Below are 19,018 nucleotides of genomic sequence, written 5' to 3' on the forward strand. Positions count from 1 at the left end.
CAACATGGCCAAGGCCACTGCCCCCACCGTGGATCACGCGACCGCCCGCGCGCTTGTCGAAGGGCGGCACGGCGATCCCTTCGCGGTGCTTGGGCCGCACGGCGGCGGGCGCGGGCGCACGATCACCGCCCTTGTGCCAGGGGCAGAGCGGGTGCTGGCCCTGACCGAGGCGGAAACCGAACTTGCCCCGGTGCCGGGTGCGCCGGGGTTGTTCTCGGCCGTCGTGCCGGGGGCAGGCGCCTACCGTCTGCGCGCCGAAGGAAATGGCACGACATGGGAGTGGGACGATCCCTTTCGCTTTGGTCCGGTTCTGGGCCAGATCGACGAATACCTTCTGGCGGAGGGCACGCATCAGCGGATCTGGCAGGTGCTCGGGGCGCATCCGATCACGCATGAGGGTGCCGCGGGCGTGCATTTCGCGGTCTGGGCCCCCAATGCCGAACGCGTCAGCGTAGTGGGCGATTTCAACCACTGGAACGGGCTTTGCCACCCGATGCGCCGCCGGGGCGCGACCGGCGTGTGGGAGATCTTCATCCCCGGTCTTTCCGATGGCACCCGGTACAAATACGAAATCCGCGCCATGGGCGGGATGATCCTGCCGCTCAAGGCCGATCCGGTGGGCTTCGGGTCGGAACACCCACCCGCCAACGCCAGTGTCGTGCGCCGGATCGGCGGTGACTGGCACGACGAGGGCTGGATGTCGGCCCGCGCCGCGCGGAACCATGTCGATGCGCCCGTGTCCGTCTACGAGGTGCATCTGGGATCGTGGCGGCGGGCGCCGGGCGACAGGATGCTGTCTTATGTCGAACTGGCCGATCAGCTGGTCGGTTACGCCGCTGACATGGGATTCACCCATATCGAATGTCTTCCGGTCAGCGAATACCCGTTCGACGGGTCCTGGGGCTATCAGCCGGTGGGTATGTACGCGCCCACCATCCGCCACGGCACGCCCGAGGAATTCCGCGCCTTCGTCGATGCCGCGCACCGGCGCGGGCTTGGCGTGATCCTCGACTGGGTGCCGGGCCATTTCCCGACCGATCCGCACGGGCTTGGCCGGTTCGACGGCACCGCGCTTTACGAACATGCCGATCCTAAGGAAGGTTTTCACCAGGACTGGAACACCCTGATCTACAATTACGGCCGGACCGAGGTGCAGAACTACCTCGTGTCGAATGCCCTTTACTGGCTTGAGGAATACCACATCGACGGGCTGCGGGTGGATGCGGTGGCCTCGATGCTCTACCGCGACTATTCCCGGCGCGAGGGCGAATGGGTGCCAAACCGCGACGGCGGGCGCGAGAATTACGAAGCCATCGCCATGTTGCAGCGGATGAACCGCACCGCCTATGCAGAGGTGCCGGGGATCATGACGGTGGCCGAGGAAAGCACCGCCTTTCCCGGCGTGTCGCGCCAGGTGGATCAGGGCGGGCTTGGCTTCGGGTTCAAGTGGAACATGGGCTGGATGAACGACACGCTGTCCTACATCCAGAAGGACCCGGTCTATCGCCAGTTCCACCACCACCAGATGACCTTCGGCCTGCATTACGCCTGGTCAGAGAACTACATCCTGCCGATCAGCCATGACGAGGTGGTTCACGGCAAGGGCAGCATGCTGGGCAAGATGCCGGGCGACGACCTAGAACGCTTTGCCAACCTGCGCGCCTATTACGCCTTCATGTGGGCGCATCCGGGAAAGAAGCTGTTGTTCATGGGGCAGGAATTCGCGCAAGCCCGCGAATGGAACCACAACCAGAGCCTCGACTGGCACCTGATCGAGGACGAGGGGCCAGAGGCCGCGCAGCACCGTGGTATGCAGGCGCTGGTGCGCGACCTGAACCGTCTTTATCGCGAGACGCCCGCGCTTCATGTCCATGACACGCGCCCCGACGGGTTCGAATGGATCGAGCCGAACGAGGCGGCGCTGTCGCTATACGCCTGGCTGCGCAAGGGCAGGACAGGCGACGCGCCGGTGATGGCGGTGATGAACTTCACCCCCGTTGAACGGCGCTGGCGCGTCGGGCTGCCCGAGGCAGGGCAGTGGCACGAGATCCTGAACACCGACGCCGCGGCCTATGGCGGGCGCAACCGGGGCAACATGGGCGCCATCACGGCCGAACCCATTGGCGCCCACGGGCGCGCCCATTCGGCCGAAGTCACGGTGCCGCCGCTTTCGGGGATCTGGTTGAAACGGGGCTGAGGCCCGCATCGGGGGAGGGACGGAGTTGAAAGCAAGACCGAACACGCGCCTGTCGTCGCAGGCGATGGCCTTTGTCCTGGCCGGGGGGCGGGGCAGCCGGTTGAAGGAACTGACCGACAAGCGCGCGAAACCGGCCGTCTATTTCGGCGGCAAGACGCGGATCATCGACTTTGCGCTGTCGAACGCGCTGAACTCGGGCATCCGCAAGATGGCGATCGCCACCCAGTACAAGGCACATTCCCTGATCCGGCATTGCCAGCGCGGCTGGAACTTCTTTCGGGCGGAACGGAACGAATACCTCGACATCCTGCCCGCCAGCCAGCGCGTGGACGAAACGAAGTGGTATCTGGGCACCGCCGATGCCGTCGCCCAGAACATCGACATCGTCGACAGCTACAATGTGCAGTATGTCGTGATCCTTGCGGGCGACCACATCTACAAGATGGATTACGAGATCATGCTGCAACAGCATGTCGCCACCGGGGCGGACGTGACCATCGGCTGCCTGACGGTTCCGCTGGCCGAGGCCGCGGCCTTCGGCGTGATGGATGTGGACAAGGAGGGGCGCATCCTGTCCTTCCTCGAAAAACCCGCGAAACCGCCCCATATCCCCGGCGATCCGGCGCATGCGCTGGCCTCGATGGGGATCTATGTCTTTGACTGGGCCTTCCTGCGCGATCTGCTGATCCGCGACATGGCCGATCCGAATTCCAGCCATGATTTCGGCAATGACCTGATCCCGCAGATCGTACGGCAAGGCAAGGCGATGGCGCACCGCTTTGCCGAAAGCTGCGTGACAAGCGGGCTGGAGGATGAACCCTACTGGCGCGACGTGGGCACCATCGACGCCTTCTGGCAGGCCAATATCGACCTGACGGATTTCGTGCCGAAGCTTGACCTCTACGACAACAGCTGGCCGATCTGGACCTATGCCGAGATCGTGCCGCCGGCCAAGTTCATCCATGACGAGGACGGGCGGCGCGGCTCTGCCGTCTCCTCGCTGGTGTCGGGCGACTGCATCGTGTCGGGGTCGGAGGTCCGGAATTCGCTTCTGTTCACCGGCTGCCGGACGCACAGCTATTCGACGCTGGAACATGTCGTGGCGCTGCCGCATGTGGTGGTCAAGCGCAAGGCGGACCTTGCCCGCTGCGTCATCGACCGGGGTGTCATCATCCCCGAGGGTCTGGTTGTGGGGCAGGACCCGGAGGAGGACGCGCGCTGGTTCCGCCGGACCGAGGCGGGCATCGTCCTGATCACGCAGGACATGCTGGATGCGCGCGCCCGCACCCTGGGGTAAGGCTGGGGCTGCGGGGACGGACCGGGGGCTCTGCCCCCGGACCCCCGGGATATTTGGGCCAGAATGAAAAGGGCGAAGGCGATGGGTGGCAGGGTTCTTTCGGTGGCGTCCGAATGCGTGCCTCTGGTCAAGACCGGGGGCCTTGCCGATGTGGTGGGCGCGCTTCCCGCCGCGCTTGCGCCCTTCGGATGGGAGATGCGGGTGCTGATCCCGGCCTATCGATCGATCCTGCCGCAGGTGGCGGGCTGGCCGGAAGTGATGCGCGAGGCGGACCTCTTTGGCGGGGCGGGCATCGTCCGGGCGGGCGAGGTGGCCGGCATCGGCCTGCTTGTGCTGGAGGCCGGGCATCTGTTCGACCGCGAGGGCGGGCCCTATTCCGGGCCGGGTGGCGACTGGCCCGACAATCCGGAACGCTTCGCGGCCCTGTCCTGGATCGCCGCGCGGATCGCGCGCGGAGGGCTTTCGGATGGCTGGCGGCCCGACGTGCTGCATGCCCATGACTGGCAGGCGGGGTTCGCGCCGGTCTATCTGGCGGGGGCGGGCGTGCCTTCGGTGATGACGGTGCACAACATCGCCTTTCAGGGATGGGCCGGGGCAGAGCGTCTTGCGGCGCTCAGGCTGGAGGCCGCGGATTTTCATCCCGACGGGCTGGAATATTATGGCGGGCTGTCCAGCCTAAAGGCGGGCCTTGTCTGGGCCGACCGGATCACCACGGTTTCCCCCAGCTATGCTGCCGAACTGATGCGGCCCGAATTCGGGATGGGGCTTGAGGGCGTGATCGCGGCGCGGGCCGACCGGCTGTCGGGGATCCTGAACGGGGTCGACACGGCGCTCTGGTCGCCCGAGGCCGCGCCTGTGCCCTTCGGTCCGGGGCGGATGCGGGGAAAGGCCGCGAACCGGCGGGCGCTTTGTGCCGAATTCGGGCTTGAGGTGGCCGGGCCGCTTGCCATCGTGGTCAGCCGGCTGACCGACCAGAAGGGGATCGACCTGCTGCCGGCGGTGATCCCGGCCTTCGTGGCCGGAGGGGGCGGGCTTGCCGTGCTGGGGTCGGGCGACCCGGCGCTGGAAGAGGCGATGCGCGCGCTTGCCGTGCGCTTTCCCGGCAGGGTCGCGGTCCGGATCGGCTATGACGAGGGGCTGAGCCACCGGATGTTTGCGGGCGGCGACGCGGTTCTGGTGCCGTCGCGGTTCGAACCCTGCGGGCTGACGCAGATGTACGGGCTGCGCCATGGCACGCTTCCGGTCGTGGCTGCGACAGGGGGGCTTGCCGATACGGTGATCGACGCGAACCCGGCGGCGATGGCGGCGGGCGTTGCCACGGGCATCACCTTTCACCCGACCGATGCGCTGGCCTTCGGACAGGCGCTGCGCCGTCTGCTGGCGCTTTATGCGCGGCCCGCCGACTGGGCGCGGCTGCAAAGAAACGCGATGCGCCAGCCGGTCGGCTGGGAAACTTCGGCCGCGGCCTATTCCGCGCTTTATGCCGGGCTGGCCGGGGGGCAGGAGGCGTGAACGCCGACCGGCGCCATTTGCCCGCGCGGCTTCAGGGCCATTCGGTCGGGGCGGGACGGCCCTGGCCGATGGGGGCCACTTTCGACGGCGAGGGGACGAATTTCGCGGTCTTCTCGGCCCATGCTGAAGCGATGGAACTGTGCCTCTTTTCGGCCGACGGGCGGCGCGAGCTGTGCCGGATCCCGATCCGTGACCGCGACGGGGATGTCTGGCATGTCCATCTGGGCGGCGTTCTGCCGGGGCAGGTCTATGGCTTTCGGGCGCACGGGCCCTACGCGCCGGAAGGCGGGCACCGGTTCAACCCGCACAAGCTTTTGCTCGATCCCTATGCGCGGCGGCTGACGGGGCGGCTGAAGTGGTCGGATGCGCTGATGGGCTACAAGGTGGGAAGCCCGCGCGCCGACCTGTCCTTCGATGCCCGCGACAGCGCCTTTGCCGTACCGAAGGCCGTGGTGACGGCCCCCGCCGCTGACTGGCCGGACGATCCCTCACCGCAGCGCCCGATGGCCGAAAGCGTGATCTGCGAGGCGCATGTGAAGGGGATGACGGCCACGCATCCGAAGGTCGAACCTGCCCTGCGCGGCACCTATCTGGGCCTGTCCTCGGATGCGGTGCTGGATCATCTGGTGAAACTGGGCGTGACGGCGGTGGAACTTCTTCCGGTGCAGGCCTTCGTCGATGACCGGTTTCTGGTGATGCGGGGACTGTCGAATTACTGGGGCTATCAGACGATCGGCTTCTTCGCCCCCGAACCCCGCTACATGAGCCGCGACGCGATCCTCGAATTCCGGACGATGGTGCGCCGCTTTCATGCCGCGGGGATCGAGGTGATCCTCGATGTGGTCTACAACCACACCGGCGAGGGCGACGAACTGGGGCCCACGCTGGCGTTCCGGGGGCTCGACAACCGCAGTTACTATCGGCTGCGTGACGGCGGGCGGTTCTATGTCAACGACACGGGCACCGGAAACACGTTAGATCTGACCCATCCGATGGTGCTGCGGATGGTGATGGATTCGCTGCGCTACTGGGTCGAGACCTTTCATATCGACGGCTTCCGCTTTGACCTGGCCCCGGCCCTTGCCCGCGAGGCGCATGGCTTCGATCCGGCGGGCGGTTTCCTGGACGCGCTCCGGCAGGATCCGGTCCTGTCGCGTGTCAAGCTGATCGCCGAGCCCTGGGACATCGGGCCGGGCGGCTATCAGCTGGGCGCCTTTCCGCATCCCTTCTCGGAATGGAACGACCGGTTCCGTGATGGGGTGCGGCGGTTCTGGCGGGGCGATCCGGGGCTGGCGACGGACCTGGCCAAGCGGCTTCTGGGCAGCGCGGAACGCTTTGACCATTCCGGCCGCGCGGCCACGGCCTCGGTCAATTTCGTGACGGCCCATGACGGTTTCACGCTTGAGGATCTGGTCAGCTACAGCGTCAAGCGCAACCTTGCCAATGGCGAAGAGAACCGCGACGGGCATGACGACAACCATTCCGACAACCTCGGGGTCGAGGGGCCGACGAAGGACCCCGCCATCCGCGCGGCGCGCGACCTGCGCAAGCGCAACCTGCTGGCGACGCTGTTCCTGTCGCAAGGGGTTCCGATGATCCTTGCGGGCGACGAGATCGGCAATTCGCAGGGCGGCAACAACAACGCCTATGCGCAGGACAATCAGACGGGCTGGGTGGCGTGGGGGGACGTGGACGAAGGGCTGGCGCGGTTCGTGGCGCGGCTGGCGCGGCTCAGGGCGGCGCATCCCGTGTTGCGGCAGCGGCGGTTCCTGCACGGGCGCGAACGCCCGGTCGACGGGCTGCCCGATGTGATCTGGCGCCGGTCGGACGGCCGGGTGCCTGGGCCCGAGGACTGGCACGATCCCGCCTTCCGCTGCCTGGGCGTGGAACTGCGCATGGCCGCCGAAGGGGCGGGGGCCGATGCCTCGGCCATCTACGCGGTCTTCAACGCGGGGCCTGCGCAGGCGCTGACACTGCCCGATACCGCGCCGGGTGGTTGGCGGCTGGTGCTGGATACGACGCGCCCCGAGGCCGGGCCCGAGGCCGGGCCCGAAGCCGTGCCCGAAACCGTGCCCGAAACCGTGCCGTCGCGCCTTGAAATCCCGGCCCATTCCGTGATGGTCTTTGACACAAATCCCGAAGGAAATCCCGCATGACCAGCGTCAGCACCGTCAAGACCGCCCCGATCGCCGGGCAGAAACCCGGCACCTCCGGCCTGCGCAAGAAGACGCGCGTCTTCATGGGGGCGCATTACCTGGAAAACTTCGTGCAGGCGCTGTTCGATGTCGTTGGCTGCGGGGGCAAGACCTTTGTCCTGGGTGGCGACGGGCGCTACTTCAACGACCGGGCGGCGCAGGTGATCCTGCGCATGGCGGCGGCCAATGGCGCGGCCGGGGTGATCGTGGGGCAGGGTGCGATCCTGTCGACGCCGGCCGCCAGCCACCTGATCCGGCTGAACCGCACCGATGGCGGGATCATCCTGTCGGCCAGCCACAACCCCGGCGGCGAGGCCGAGGATTTCGGGATCAAGTTCAACATGCCGAACGGCGGCCCCGCCCCCGAAGCCGTGACCGAGGCGATCTTTGCCCGCACGCAGGTGATCGACGGATACCGGATGACCGAGGCGCAGGACGTGGACCTGTCGCGCCTCGGGCGGCAAACCCTGGGCGCGATGGCTGTGGATGTCGTCGATCCGGTGGCCGATTACGCGGACCTGATGGAGACGCTGTTCGACTTTTCCGCGATCCGGGCGATGTTCGCGGGCGGCTTCCGGATGCGGATGGATGCGATGTGCGCCGTGACCGGGCCCTATGCGACCGAAATCCTTGAAAACCGCCTTGGCGCGCCAAAGGGCACGGTGGTGAACGCCACGCCGCTTCCGGATTTCGGTGGCCTGCATCCCGATCCGAACCCCACCTGGGCCAAGCCCCTGATGGACGAGATGATGGGCCCCCACGCGCCGGATTTCGGCGCCGCCTCGGATGGCGACGGCGACCGCAACATGGTGGTGGGGCGGGGGATTTATGTCAGCCCCTCTGACAGCCTGGCGGTGCTGGCCGCGAACGCCCACCTTGCGCCGGGCTACCGGGGCGGTCTGAAGGGGGTGGCGCGGTCGATGCCCACATCCGCCGCCGCGGATCGCGTGGCCGAGGCGCTTGGCATTCCCGCCTATGAGACGCCGACCGGCTGGAAGTTCTTCGGCAACCTGCTGGATGCGGGTCGCGCCACGATCTGCGGCGAGGAAAGCTTTGGCACCGGGTCCGACCATGTGCGCGAAAAGGATGGCCTGTGGGCCGTGCTTCTGTGGTTGAACATCCTAGCCGTGCGCGGGGAAAGCGTGGCCGACATCCTTCGCGGCCATTGGGCGCGGTTCGGGCGCAACTATTACAGCCGTCACGATTTTGAAGGCATCCCCACCGCGGCGGCCGAGGCGATGATGGCCGACCTTCGCAGCCGTCTTTCCGGGCTTGCAGGCCACCGGGCAGGGGGGCTGACTGTCGCGGCGGCGGATGATTTTTCCTATGCCGATCCGGTCGATGGGTCGGTTTCCTCGGGGCAGGGGGTCAGGCTTCTGTTCGAGGGCGGCAGCCGCGCGGTGCTGCGGCTGTCGGGCACCGGGACGGAAGGTGCGACGCTCAGGCTTTATCTGGAACGCTTTGTGCCGGGGCCGGACGGGCTGGCGGGTGATGCGCAGGCAGAGCTTGCCCCCGTGATCGCCGCCGCGCACGAAATCGCCGGGATCGCCGCGCACACCGGCCGCAGCGCGCCGGACGTGGTGACCTGACCCCGACCGCCAGGCCCGGTGGGCCGCCGGTCAGAAGATCACGATCGTGTCGGGAAACACGTCAGGCAAAGTGAACCCCGCCCCCCTCGGGATCGCCGTTCGGGTTGCGATCATCGTGCCAGACCGGCGTTACGCGCCCCTCCGGCAGCTGCGTCATGTCCGGCAAGATGGTGGTGAAGGACACCCGCAAGGGATGAAGCATCGGGAAATGAACGCCTCCCTTCCCAATCCGGATGACGGATGGCCGTCGGACCGTCCTGCCATGCGTTGCCAGACGGCGATCTTGCCCGCCTCCCCGTGCGGGCGGAACACCCCGACCTAAGCACCGGTTGCGGCAGGGCGCGCACGGCGCTAGCCTTCGGGTGAGGAGAGGAGGGTCAGCCCATGCAGGTGCCGCACAGCGCGCCCGATCAGGCACGGCCGGAGGACCGGGCAGACGCGACACCCGGCACGACGCCCGGCGGTTCGTGCGACGAAAGGCGCATGGCCAGCGCCCTCATCGTGGATGACCATCCGCTGTTCTGCGACGCGCTGTCGATCACGCTGCGCGCGGTTGCAGGGTTCGCCGCCGTCGAGGCGGTGGGGCTTATGGACGAGGCAATCGCGCGGCTGGATCGAGGGGGGCTGCCCGATGTCGTCGTGCTGGACCTGAACCTTCCCGATGTCGACGGGCTTGACGGGCTGATCCGGCTGCGCGCCGCCGCGCCTCAGGTGCCGGTGGTCGTGGTGTCGTCGCTGGCCGATGCGCGCGTGGTGGGGGCGGCGATGCGCGCCGGTGCCGTCGGCTTCATCCCCAAGCACGCCCGGCGCGAGGTGTTCCGCGCGGCTTTCGAGGCGATCCGGGCAGGCGCGCGCTATCTGCCCGAGGGGATGGAAGGCGCGGGCGGCAATCCCGGCGCGGACAGCCCGCAGGAAACCGCGATCGAACGCCTGTCGCAACTGACCCGCCAGCAGGCGCGCATCCTGCAACTGATCTGCGAGGGGCGCCTGAACAAGCAGATCGCCCATGATCTGTCGATCGCGGAAACGACCGTCAAGGCGCATGTCACCGCGATCATGCGCAAGCTGGGCGTGCACAGCCGCACCCAGGCGGTGCTGGTCGCCAAGCAGGCCAGTTTCGCAAGCCTCATGCCCGAGGACGGGCCGGGCGGGTGACGGCCCCCTGTTCCGGGGGCGTTTTCCGAATCGCCCATCCGGCCTAGCCTTGATCCGCCAGCCACAGGAACGCCCGCTTGACCCTTCCCCCCTTGCCCCGCGACGAACGGATCGTGCGCAGCGCCCATTGCCCGGCGCGGGCGCCCGACGCCCCGGACCGGTTGTGCGAGGGGCTGGGACCCGGCCCCTTCGCGGCGGTGTTCCTGTTCGTCTCGCCCGCCGCCGATCTGGGGCGGCTGGCCGCCGCTGTTGCGGCCTGCCTGCCGGACACACCCGTCTCGGGCTGCACCACGGCGGGCGAGATTTCCGATGACGGCTATACCGAGGACGAGATCGTGGCCGTCGGCCTGCCCTCGGCATGGTTCGCGGCCGAGACGATCCTCTTTCCCGATCTCGACCGCATCGACCGGCAGGCGGTGATTGGCGATCTGATCCGCTGCCGGCACGGTCTGGCGCAGGCGCGGCCCGACTGGGACCACGAATTCGCCTTCCTGATGGTCGACGGGCTTTCCACGCGCGAGGACGAACTGGCAGCGGCGCTGGCCAGCGGGCTTGGCCCGGTGCCGCTTTTCGGCGGGTCGGCGGGCGATGGGGTGCGGTTCCGCGAAACCTTCATCCTGCATCGCGGGCGACTGGTGCAGCGCGGCGCGGTGCTGACGATGGTGCGCAGTTCCTGCCGCGCGCGGGTGTTCAGCCTCGATCATCTGCGCCCGACGGACACGCGGATGGTGGTGACGGATGCCGATCCGCGCAGCCGCCGCGTCCGGCGAATCAACGCCGAACCGGCCGCGCTGGAATATGCCCGCCTGCTGGGCAAGGACCCGGGCCAGCTGACCACCTTCACCTTCGCCGCCCATCCCGTCGTCGTGCGGATCGGCGGGCGGCACCATGTGCGGTCGATCCAGCGGATGGATGACAACGGCGACCTGATCTTCTTTTCCGCGATCGACGAAGGGCTGGTGCTGACGCTGGCCGAACCCCAGGACATGGTCGCGCATCTGGAAGGCGCGCTGTCGGCCCTGTCCGAAGGCATCGCGCCCGAGGCGATCCTTGCCGCCGACTGCATCCTGCGGCGGATGGAGGCGCTGGAAAAGCAGAAGTTCGGCGCTGTTTCCGACATCCTGCGCCGGCACCGGGTGGTGGGGTTTTCCACCTATGGCGAACAGGTCAATTCCATGCATGTCAACCAGACGATGACGGGGGTTGCCCTGTTCCCGCCGGGGGCCTGAGCCGATGCTGTCGCATGCGCTGATCAACCCGGCCGATCCGCCCGACCGCCAGCGGGAAAAGCTGTTGCAGATCGTCGAGGTGCTGATGCGCCGGGTCGAACAGGGCACCGATGACGGCGGCGCCGCCTACACCCAGTTCCAGCGCGCCGCGCTTCTGGAGGACGAGGTGCGCGAACGCACCCGCGATCTGGAACATGCGCTGGACCTGCTGAACACGTCGAACGCGCGTCTGGCCGAGGCGAACCGCGATCTGGAGGCCGCGCGGCAGAACCTGTCCGACGCGATCGAAACGGTGCAGGAAGGCTTTGCCCTGTTCGACGCGGGCGACGTTCTGGTGATGCACAATTCCCGCTTCGGTATGCACATGCAGGATGTCCGCGCCGCCCTGCGGCCCGGACTGTCCTTCGCCGATTACGTCGGGCTGGTCAGCCGGTCGCGCTTTCTGGAACTGCCCCCCGGCGAGACGGCCGCGGATTGGGCCATCCGCCGGTTGCGCCGCCACAAGGATCGGCATGTCATCTTCAACGTCCGCATGATCTGGGACCGCTGGGTCCAGGTCAGCGAACACCGCACCCCGAACGGCGGGACGGTGATCCTTCAGACCGACGTGACCGACATCATTCGCAACGAACGCGAGGAACGCGGGCGGCTTCTGGACGATCAGGCGCGGCTGGCGCGGGCGACGCTGGAACATCTGGATCAGGGCATCTGCATCTTCGACGCCGCCGGGCAACTGATCGGCTGGAACCGGCGGTTGGGTCTCTTGCTGGAGATCCCGCTGTTCCGCTTCCGGATCGGGCTGGATTTCGGGGCGCTTCTGGAACGGGCGGCGGAAACCCTGACCTTCGCCGACGGGATGACGGTGGACCGGCTGGATGGCTGGGCACGGCGGGCCGAAGGCGCGGCCACGCGCGAACCCCTGCGCTTCGAGGTGCGCACCGAGGCGGGGCTGGTGCTTTCGGTCTTTGCCGAAGGGATGCCCGGCGGGGGCTTCGTGATGAGCTTTTCGGATGTGACCACCGAACGCGCCGCCATCGCCGCGCTGAGCCGCGCCAACGAAACGCTCGAGGCGCGGGTGACGGAACGCACGCTGGAGCTTGAGGATGCGCTGGCCCATGCCGAACGGGCCAATGCCAGCCGGTCGCGTTTCGTCGCGGCGGCAAGCCATGACCTGCTGCAACCCTTGTCGGCGGCCAAGCTGTTCATCGCCGCCGTGGGCGAGGACGCGATCGACCCGCGCGCGCGGGACACGCTGCTCAAGGCGCAGAATGCGCTTGATTCCGTGGAATCCATCCTTGGCGCGCTTCTGGACATCTCCAAGCTGGAAAGCGGCAAGGCCGCGCTGGCGGTCGGGCCGGTGGACCTTGACCGGATGTTGACACCCCTGCGCGACGAATTCACCGCGCTGGCCGCGGCAAGGGGGCTGAGGCTTGTGGTGCGGCCCACGGGCGGGGCAATCGTGGAAAGCGATGCCGCCTACCTGCGGCGCATCCTGCAGAACCTGATCGCCAACGCGGTGCGCTACACCGACCGGGGCGGCGTGGTGGTGGGTGCAAGGCGGCGGGGCGGGGCGCTCAGGATCGAGGTCTGGGATAGCGGGCCGGGGATCGCCGAGGCCGACCAGCAGGACATCTTCCGCGAGTTCCACCGCCTGAACGCCCGTGCCTCGGCCAGCGAGGGGATGGGCCTTGGCCTGACCATCGTGGAACGGGCCTGCGGGCTTCTGGGCCATCCGCTTGACCTGTCGTCGGTTCCGGGGCGGGGCACCTGTTTTCGCGTGACCGTTCCGCTGGCCGGGACACGCCGCGCGCCGGCGCCGTCGGTGCCGCAGACCGACGGGGCCGGGCAGGGGCTGGCGGGGCGGATCGTCCTTCTGGTCGAGAATGACCCGGACCTGCGCCGCGCGCTCGGCCTTGTTCTGGAAGGATGGGGCGCCGAGGTGATCGAGGCCGACACCGCCGACGCGGCCGATGCGCTTCTGTCGGAACTGGGCATCCTGCCCGATGCGGTGATCGCGGACCAGCAGCTTGGCGACGGGCCAAGGGGCCTTGATTTCGCGGCGGGGCTTACGGGCGTGCCCGCGCTGATCATCAGCGCCGACCGGGGCGAGGGGCTGGCCGTGGCCTGCGCGCGGGCCGGGGTGGGGCTTATGGCCAAGCCGCTGGACCTGCGCGCGCTGCGCGACTGGCTGGTGCTGGCCTTTGGGCCGGGGGGGATCGCGGGGTGAAACGGATGGCGTTGCCGCGGGACTACGACCAAGGTTCCATAGCGCGGATGTGCCGCTTTGCGTAACGTCAGGACCAAGCGAGGGAGGACAGCATGGAACTGAAGGACAGCCGCGAGATCGGCGCCGCGCCGGATATCGTCTGGGCCGCGATCCTTGACCCCGAGGTGCTTCAGGCCTGCGTGCCCGGCTGCGAATCCCTCACCGGATCACTGACCGATGGCTACGAGGCGGTCGTGGTGCAGAAGGTGGGCCCGGTCAAGGCGCGCTTCACCGGGGTGGTTACGATCTCGGACATTGTCGAGGGGCGCAGCCTCAGGATCAGCGGCGAGGGCAAGGGCGGGCCTGCGGGCTTTGCCAAGGGGGGGGCCAACGTCGGCTTTGAACCGCTTGAGGATGGCGGCACGCGGCTTACCTATGAAGTGCAGGCCAACGTTGGCGGCAAGCTGGCACAGCTGGGTAGCCGCATCATCGACGGCTTTGCCAAGAAGATGGCCGATGATTTCTTCACCCGCTTCCAGGAGGCCGTCGAAGGCCCCGCCGAGGCGGAGGAGGCCGCCGAAGGTGACGAAGCCGTTGCTGATTCGGGCGAAAAGAAGAAGGGTTGGTTCAAGCGCCTGATCGGCTGACCGCCGCAGACGCAAGCCGACCCAGGCAATCAAGAGGCCGGGGCATCGCCGATGCCCGCGGCCGATCCAAGGGAGGAGAAAAATGGCGAAACTCACGATGACCGTGAACGGAAAGACGGTCTCGGCCGAGGCGGAGGGGCGGACGCTTCTGTCCAGCTTCCTGCGCGAGGGGCTGGGGATGACCGGAACGCATGTCGGCTGCGACACCTCGCAATGCGGGGCCTGCGTGGTGCATGTGGACGGGCAGGCAGTGAAATCCTGCACCGTGCTGGCGCATGACGTGGCCGGCGCGGATGTGCGCACGATCGAAGGCATGGCCAATCCCGACGGCAGCCTCGGCAAGATCCAGCAAGCGTTTCAGGACCATCACGGCTTGCAATGCGGCTTCTGCACGCCGGGCATGGTGATGAGCGCGGCCGCGCTTCTGGCGGAAAACCCCAAGCCGACCGAGGCCGAGGTGCGCCACCATCTGGAAGGCAACATCTGCCGCTGCACGGGATACCACAACATCGTCAAGGCGGTGCTGGCGGCCAGTGGCCAGGACGTTTCGAAGATCGCCGCAGAATAAAGCGAAAAAACAATCAATTACCGTGCTTTGTTGAAGCAACGGACAAAGGGAGGATTCCATGCCGAAAGACGGTGGCATCGGCGCCAGCACCAAGCGGCGCGAAGACGTCCGCTTCCTGACCGGGAAGGGACGCTATACCGACGACATCAACATCCGTGGCCAGCTTTACGCGCATTTCATCCGCTCGGACGTGGCGCATGGCCGGATCCGGTCCATCGACACCAGTGCCGCCGAAGCCATGCCGGGCGTTGCGAAGGTGTTCACGTCTAAGGATTTCGAGGGCGCGGGCGGGCTGCCCTGCGGCTGGCAGGTGACCGACCGCTTCGGCAAGCCGATGCAGGAACCCAAGCACCCGATCCTCGCCGAAGGCAAGGTGCGCCATGTGGGCGACCCGATCGCCGTCGTGGTGGCCGAGACGCTGGAACAGGCGCGCGACGCCGCCGAGGCCGTCGTGATCGACATCGAGGAACTGGAGCCGGTTCTCGACATGAAGGCCGCGCTGGCGGATGGCGCGACCAAGGTGCATGACGACCTTGCGTCGAACCTTTGTTACGACTGGGGCTTCGTCGAGGAGAACAAGGAGGCGGTCAACGCCGCCTTCGGCAAGGCCGCCCATGTCGTCAGCCTCGAACTGAAGAACAACCGCCTTGTCGCCAACCCGATGGAACCGCGCGTGGCCGTGGGCGATTACGAAGACCATTCCGGCAACCACACGCTTTACACCACCAGCCAGAACCCGCATGTGATCCGGCTTCTGATGGGGGCCTTCGTCCTGGGCATCCCGGAACACAAGCTGCGCGTGGTGGCGCCCGACGTGGGCGGCGGCTTCGGCTCGAAGATCTATCACTATGCCGAAGAGGCCTTCGTCACCAAGGCGGCCCATATCCTGAAGCGCCCGGTGAAATGGACCTCGACCCGCTCCGAGGCGTTCATTTCCGACGCCCATGGCCGCGACCATGTGACCAAGATCGAACTTGCGCTGGATGCCGATCACAACTTCACCGCGATCCGCACCGAAACCTACGCCAACATGGGGGCCTATCTGTCGACCTTCGCACCCTCGATCCCGACCTGGCTGCACGGCACGCTGATGGCGGGCAACTACCGGACGCCGCTGATCTATGTGAACGTGAAGGCGGTCTTCACCAACACCGTTCCGGTCGATGCCTACCGGGGCGCAGGCCGACCCGAGGCGACCTTCCAGCTGGAGCGGCTGATCGACAAGGCGGCGCGCGAACTGGGCGTCGACCCGATCGAACTGCGCCGGAAGAACTTCATCACCGCCGATCAGTTCCCCTATCAGACGCCGGTCGCCGTGGTCTATGACACCGGCAACTACCACGCGACGATGGACAAGCTGCTGGAGATCTCGGATTACGCGGGCTTCGGCGCTCGGGCGGCGGAAAGCGCGAAACGCGGCAAGCTGCGCGGCTTCGGCATCGCCCATTACATCGAGGCCTGCGGCATCGCGCCGTCGAACCTCGTGGGCCAGCTTGGCGCGCGGGCGGGGCTTTACGAAAGCGCGACCGTCCGGGTGAACGCGACCGGCTCCATCTCGGTATTCACCGGCAGCCACAGCCACGGGCAGGGGCATGAAACCAGCTTCGCCCAGGTCGTGGCCGAGATGATCGGGATCGACGCGGGCCAGGTTGAGATCATCCACGGCGACACCTCGAACACGCCGATGGGCATGGGCACCTATGGCTCGCGTTCGCTGGCAGTGGGGGGCTCGGCCCTGGTCAAGGCCACGAACAAGATCGTCAACAAGGCAAAGAAGATCGCCGCGCATCTTCTGGAGGCGTCGGAATCCGATATCGAACTGAAGGATGGCAAGTTCACCGTGGCGGGCACCGACAAGTCGGTCGACTGGGCGGGGGTGACGCTGGCGGCCTATGTGCCGCACAACTACCCGCTGGAAAACCTCGAACCGGGGCTTGAAGAGACGGCCTTCTACGATCCGTCGAACTTCACCTATCCCTCGGGCGCCTATGGCTGCGAGGTCGAGGTCGATCCCGATACAGGCAAGGTCGATATCGTTGCCTTCTCGGCCGCGGACGACTTCGGCAACATCGTCAATCCGATGATCGTCGAGGGCCAGGTGCAGGGCGGGCTTGCGCAGGGCATCGGCCAGGCGCTGCTGGAAAACTGCGTCTATGACGAAAACGGCCAGCTTCTGTCCGGCTCGTTCATGGATTACGCCATGCCGCGGGCCGACGACCTGCCGATGTTCAAGGTCGACCACAGCTGCTGCACACCCTGCACGCACAACCCGCTCGGGGTGAAGGGCTGCGGCGAGGCCGGCGCCATCGGCAGCCCGCCCGCGGTGGTCAACGCGGTGATCGACGCGCTGCACCGCGCCGGCCACACCCATGTGACCCATATCGACATGCCCGTCTCGCCCGCGCGGGTCTGGGCGGCGATGAACGGCTGAGGGAGGATGAGCCATGCATAACTTCGACTTCGTGAAACCCTCGACCATCGCCGAAGCCGTCAAGGCCCTGTCGGATGGCGACGCACAGGCGCTTTCGGGGGGGCAGACGCTTCTGCCCTCGATGAAGCAGCGCCTGGCCGCGCCCGGCACGCTGGTCAGCCTGACCGGCATCGCCGAGATGAAGGGCGTCTGCAAGGGCGATGGCGGGCTGCACATCGGCGCGGCCACGCCCCATGCCGTCGTCGCCCGCGAGGCGGCGGCGCATTATCCGGCGCTGGCGGCGCTGGCGGGCGGCATCGGCGATCCCGCGGTCAGAAGCCGCGGCACGATCGGCGGATCGATCGCCAACAACGACCCGGCCGCCTGCTATCCTGCCGCGGTGCTCGCATCGGGCGCGACGGTGGTGACCAACAAACGCCAGATCGCGGCCGACGATTATTTCCAGGGCATGTTCACCACGGCGCTGGAAGAAGGCGAGATCGTCATCGAGGTCCGGTTCCCGATCCCGCAAAAGGCGGCCTATGTGAAGTTCAACCAGCCCGCCAGCCGCTTCGCCCTGACCGGGGTCTTCGTCGCGAAGTTCGGCGACGGGGTCCGCGTGGCGGTCACGGGGGCGTCGAACAACGGCGTCTTCCGCTGGACCGAGGGCGAAAAGGCGCTGTCTTCGTCCTTCAGCGCCGATGCGGTCAAGGGTCTTTCAGTGGATCCCGCCGAGATGATCAGCGACCTGCACGGCACGCCGGAATACCGCGCCCACCTGGTCAAGGTGCTGACCGGCCGGGCTGTGGCGCAGGCCAACGGCTGAGACCGCAGGCGGAGAGGGCGCGAGGGGGCTCTGCCCCCTCGCGCCTTCGGCCCTCACCCCCGGGATATTTTCACCAGACTGAAAGGGCGCGACGAAATCCGGTGTCGCCAATTTGAGTCAAATTTTCATTCAACCTGACCGAAATACCCTCGGGGGGTGAGGCCGCAGGCCGAGGGGGGCAGACAGCCCCCCTTTTCCTATCCGTCCGCACGGGCGATCTGGCCCAGATGGGCGGCGCAGCCGATCAGGGCGGCGTAGTCGTCCTCGATCACCTGAACACGGAAATTTCCCATGAAGCCGGAAAACCGGCCCTTGTCGCGGAAAGCCTCGGCAAAGCCGAAGGCGGAAAGGTGGGCGGTGAAGGCGCGGGCCACACCGCCGCAGAGGTAGATCCCGCCAAAGGGCAGGTGGATCAGCGCGAGATTGCCGACCTCGCCGCCCAGAAGCCGTGCATAGAGCCGCCCCGTCTCAAGCGCCAGCGGATCGGCCCGGTCGATGGCGGCCATGATCTCGGCCGCAGTCAGTTCGGCGGGGTGTCCGGCCGCGGCGGCCGTGAAGGCATATAGCCGCTCCAGCCCGCGGCCGGCCAGTACGTCCTCGACGCCGGGAAAGCCATGCGCCGTCTCGACGAAGCGGGCAAGCCGCAGATCGGACTCCGATCGCACGGGCATGCCCGCGTGACCGCATTCAGACGCCGCCACATGCCGACCCCAGGGCGTTTCATGCACCGGGGCCGCGTTGAAGCCGGTTCCCGCGCCGATCACCAGCTTGGCCGCGGCAGGGTCGTCCGGTCCGTCGATCACAGTGGCGAGGTTTTCGGGCGCGATATGGCCGAGCGCATGCCCCTGCGCCTGGAGGTCGTTCAGGATCGCCACGCGCCTTGCGCCGGTGGCACGGTGCAGCTGGTCGCCGTCGATCACCCACGAAAGGTTGGTCATCTCGGCCACGCCGTCGCGAACGGGCCCTGCCGCCGCGACGCAGGCGCCTTCGCAGGCGGCGCCCGTCTCGGTCACATAGGTCCGCAGGATCGTCTCCAGCCCGGCGAATTCGGCGTTGCGATAGCGCCGTATCGACCCTTCACGCAGCCGCATGCCTTCGGCGATGGCAACGCGCGTGTTGGTCCCGCCGATGTCGGCCACGATGGATAGATGCGGCGTGCCTGCCATGATGTCGGTCGTCCCTCGGGT

General features: G+C 67.4%; 13 protein-coding genes. 12 read left to right on the forward strand and 1 reads right to left on the reverse strand.

What is annotated here, in order from left to right; all coding sequences use genetic code 11:
- The first annotated feature begins 4 nt into the window (after positions 1–4).
- The 12 genes from glgB to E7811_RS12690 all read left to right on the forward strand — a co-directional run bounded on the left by glgB (position 5) and on the right by E7811_RS12690 (position 17,831).
- Positions 5–2,197: a 1,4-alpha-glucan branching protein GlgB gene (gene glgB, locus E7811_RS12635; RefSeq protein ID WP_136395014.1), complete on the forward strand. Its 2,193-nt coding sequence runs from the start codon at positions 5–7 to the stop codon at positions 2,195–2,197.
- A gap of 25 nt (positions 2,198–2,222) precedes the next feature.
- A complete protein-coding gene (gene glgC / locus E7811_RS12640) occupies positions 2,223–3,494 on the forward strand; it encodes a glucose-1-phosphate adenylyltransferase (RefSeq protein WP_136395015.1) in 1,272 nt (423 codons plus the stop codon).
- A gap of 63 nt (positions 3,495–3,557) precedes the next feature.
- Positions 3,558–5,006 carry a glycogen synthase GlgA gene (glgA, locus tag E7811_RS12645; RefSeq protein ID WP_136395016.1) on the forward strand — a complete coding sequence of 483 codons (1,449 nt, stop codon included), beginning with the start codon at positions 3,558–3,560 and terminating at the stop codon, positions 5,004–5,006.
- Positions 5,003–7,162, forward strand: coding sequence for a glycogen debranching protein GlgX (glgX, locus tag E7811_RS12650; RefSeq protein ID WP_281277050.1), 2,160 nt, complete (start codon positions 5,003–5,005; stop codon positions 7,160–7,162). The genes glgA and glgX overlap by 4 nt, the downstream gene beginning before the upstream one ends.
- Positions 7,159–8,790, forward strand: a complete 1,632-nt coding sequence (locus E7811_RS12655) for an alpha-D-glucose phosphate-specific phosphoglucomutase (RefSeq protein ID WP_136395017.1) — start codon at positions 7,159–7,161, stop codon at positions 8,788–8,790. Before glgX ends, E7811_RS12655 begins: the two co-directional genes overlap by 4 nt.
- 483 nt (positions 8,791–9,273) lie before the next feature.
- Complete coding sequence (locus E7811_RS12660; protein ID WP_136395214.1) at positions 9,274–9,945, forward strand: response regulator; 672 nt, start codon at positions 9,274–9,276, stop codon at positions 9,943–9,945.
- A gap of 77 nt (positions 9,946–10,022) precedes the next feature.
- Positions 10,023–11,174, forward strand: a complete 1,152-nt coding sequence (locus E7811_RS12665; RefSeq protein WP_136395018.1) for an FIST N-terminal domain-containing protein — start codon at positions 10,023–10,025, stop codon at positions 11,172–11,174.
- A gap of 7 nt (positions 11,175–11,181) precedes the next feature.
- Entirely contained in the window at positions 11,182–13,401 is a 2,220-nt protein-coding gene (locus E7811_RS12670; RefSeq protein WP_136395215.1) for a hybrid sensor histidine kinase/response regulator, read from the forward strand.
- Between the two features lie 92 nt (positions 13,402–13,493).
- Positions 13,494–14,027: a CoxG family protein gene (locus tag E7811_RS12675; protein ID WP_136395019.1), complete on the forward strand. Its 534-nt coding sequence runs from the start codon at positions 13,494–13,496 to the stop codon at positions 14,025–14,027.
- A gap of 82 nt (positions 14,028–14,109) precedes the next feature.
- Positions 14,110–14,595: a (2Fe-2S)-binding protein gene (locus E7811_RS12680; protein WP_136395020.1), complete on the forward strand. Its 486-nt coding sequence runs from the start codon at positions 14,110–14,112 to the stop codon at positions 14,593–14,595.
- A 58-nt stretch (positions 14,596–14,653) separates the two neighbouring features.
- Positions 14,654–17,026 carry a xanthine dehydrogenase family protein molybdopterin-binding subunit gene (locus E7811_RS12685; protein WP_136395021.1) on the forward strand — a complete coding sequence of 791 codons (2,373 nt, stop codon included), beginning with the start codon at positions 14,654–14,656 and terminating at the stop codon, positions 17,024–17,026.
- Between the two features lie 13 nt (positions 17,027–17,039).
- A complete protein-coding gene (locus tag E7811_RS12690) occupies positions 17,040–17,831 on the forward strand; it encodes an FAD binding domain-containing protein (RefSeq protein WP_136395022.1) in 792 nt (263 codons plus the stop codon).
- Positions 17,832–18,028: 197 nt separating this feature from the next.
- Here the strand turns inward: E7811_RS12690 and E7811_RS12695 are convergent, their stop codons facing one another.
- Positions 18,029–18,997, reverse strand: coding sequence for a glucokinase (locus tag E7811_RS12695; RefSeq protein WP_136395023.1), 969 nt, complete (start codon positions 18,995–18,997; stop codon positions 18,029–18,031).
- Positions 18,998–19,018: the final 21 nt, after the last annotated feature.

This window comes from Aliigemmobacter aestuarii (assembly GCF_004799285.1).
GTDB lineage: Bacteria > Pseudomonadota > Alphaproteobacteria > Rhodobacterales > Rhodobacteraceae > Aliigemmobacter > Aliigemmobacter aestuarii.

Bases quoted from the DNA above. Each gene is read 5' to 3' on its own strand.
- E7811_RS12685 (WP_136395021.1), top strand. From the start codon at position 14,654: ATGCCGAAAGACGGTGGCATCGGCGCCAGCACCAAGCGGCGCGAAGAC.
- glgB (WP_136395014.1), top strand. From the start codon at position 5: ATGGCCAAGGCCACTGCCCCCACCGTGGATCACGCGACCGCCCGCGCG.
- E7811_RS12655 (WP_136395017.1), top strand. From the start codon at position 7,159: ATGACCAGCGTCAGCACCGTCAAGACCGCCCCGATCGCCGGGCAGAAA.
- glgA (WP_136395016.1), top strand. From the start codon at position 3,558: ATGAAAAGGGCGAAGGCGATGGGTGGCAGGGTTCTTTCGGTGGCGTCC.
- E7811_RS12695 (WP_136395023.1), bottom strand. From the start codon at position 18,997: ATGGCAGGCACGCCGCATCTATCCATCGTGGCCGACATCGGCGGGACC.
- E7811_RS12675 (WP_136395019.1), top strand. From the start codon at position 13,494: ATGGAACTGAAGGACAGCCGCGAGATCGGCGCCGCGCCGGATATCGTC.
- E7811_RS12660 (WP_136395214.1), top strand. From the start codon at position 9,274: ATGGCCAGCGCCCTCATCGTGGATGACCATCCGCTGTTCTGCGACGCG.
- E7811_RS12680 (WP_136395020.1), top strand. From the start codon at position 14,110: ATGGCGAAACTCACGATGACCGTGAACGGAAAGACGGTCTCGGCCGAG.
- E7811_RS12690 (WP_136395022.1), top strand. From the start codon at position 17,040: ATGCATAACTTCGACTTCGTGAAACCCTCGACCATCGCCGAAGCCGTC.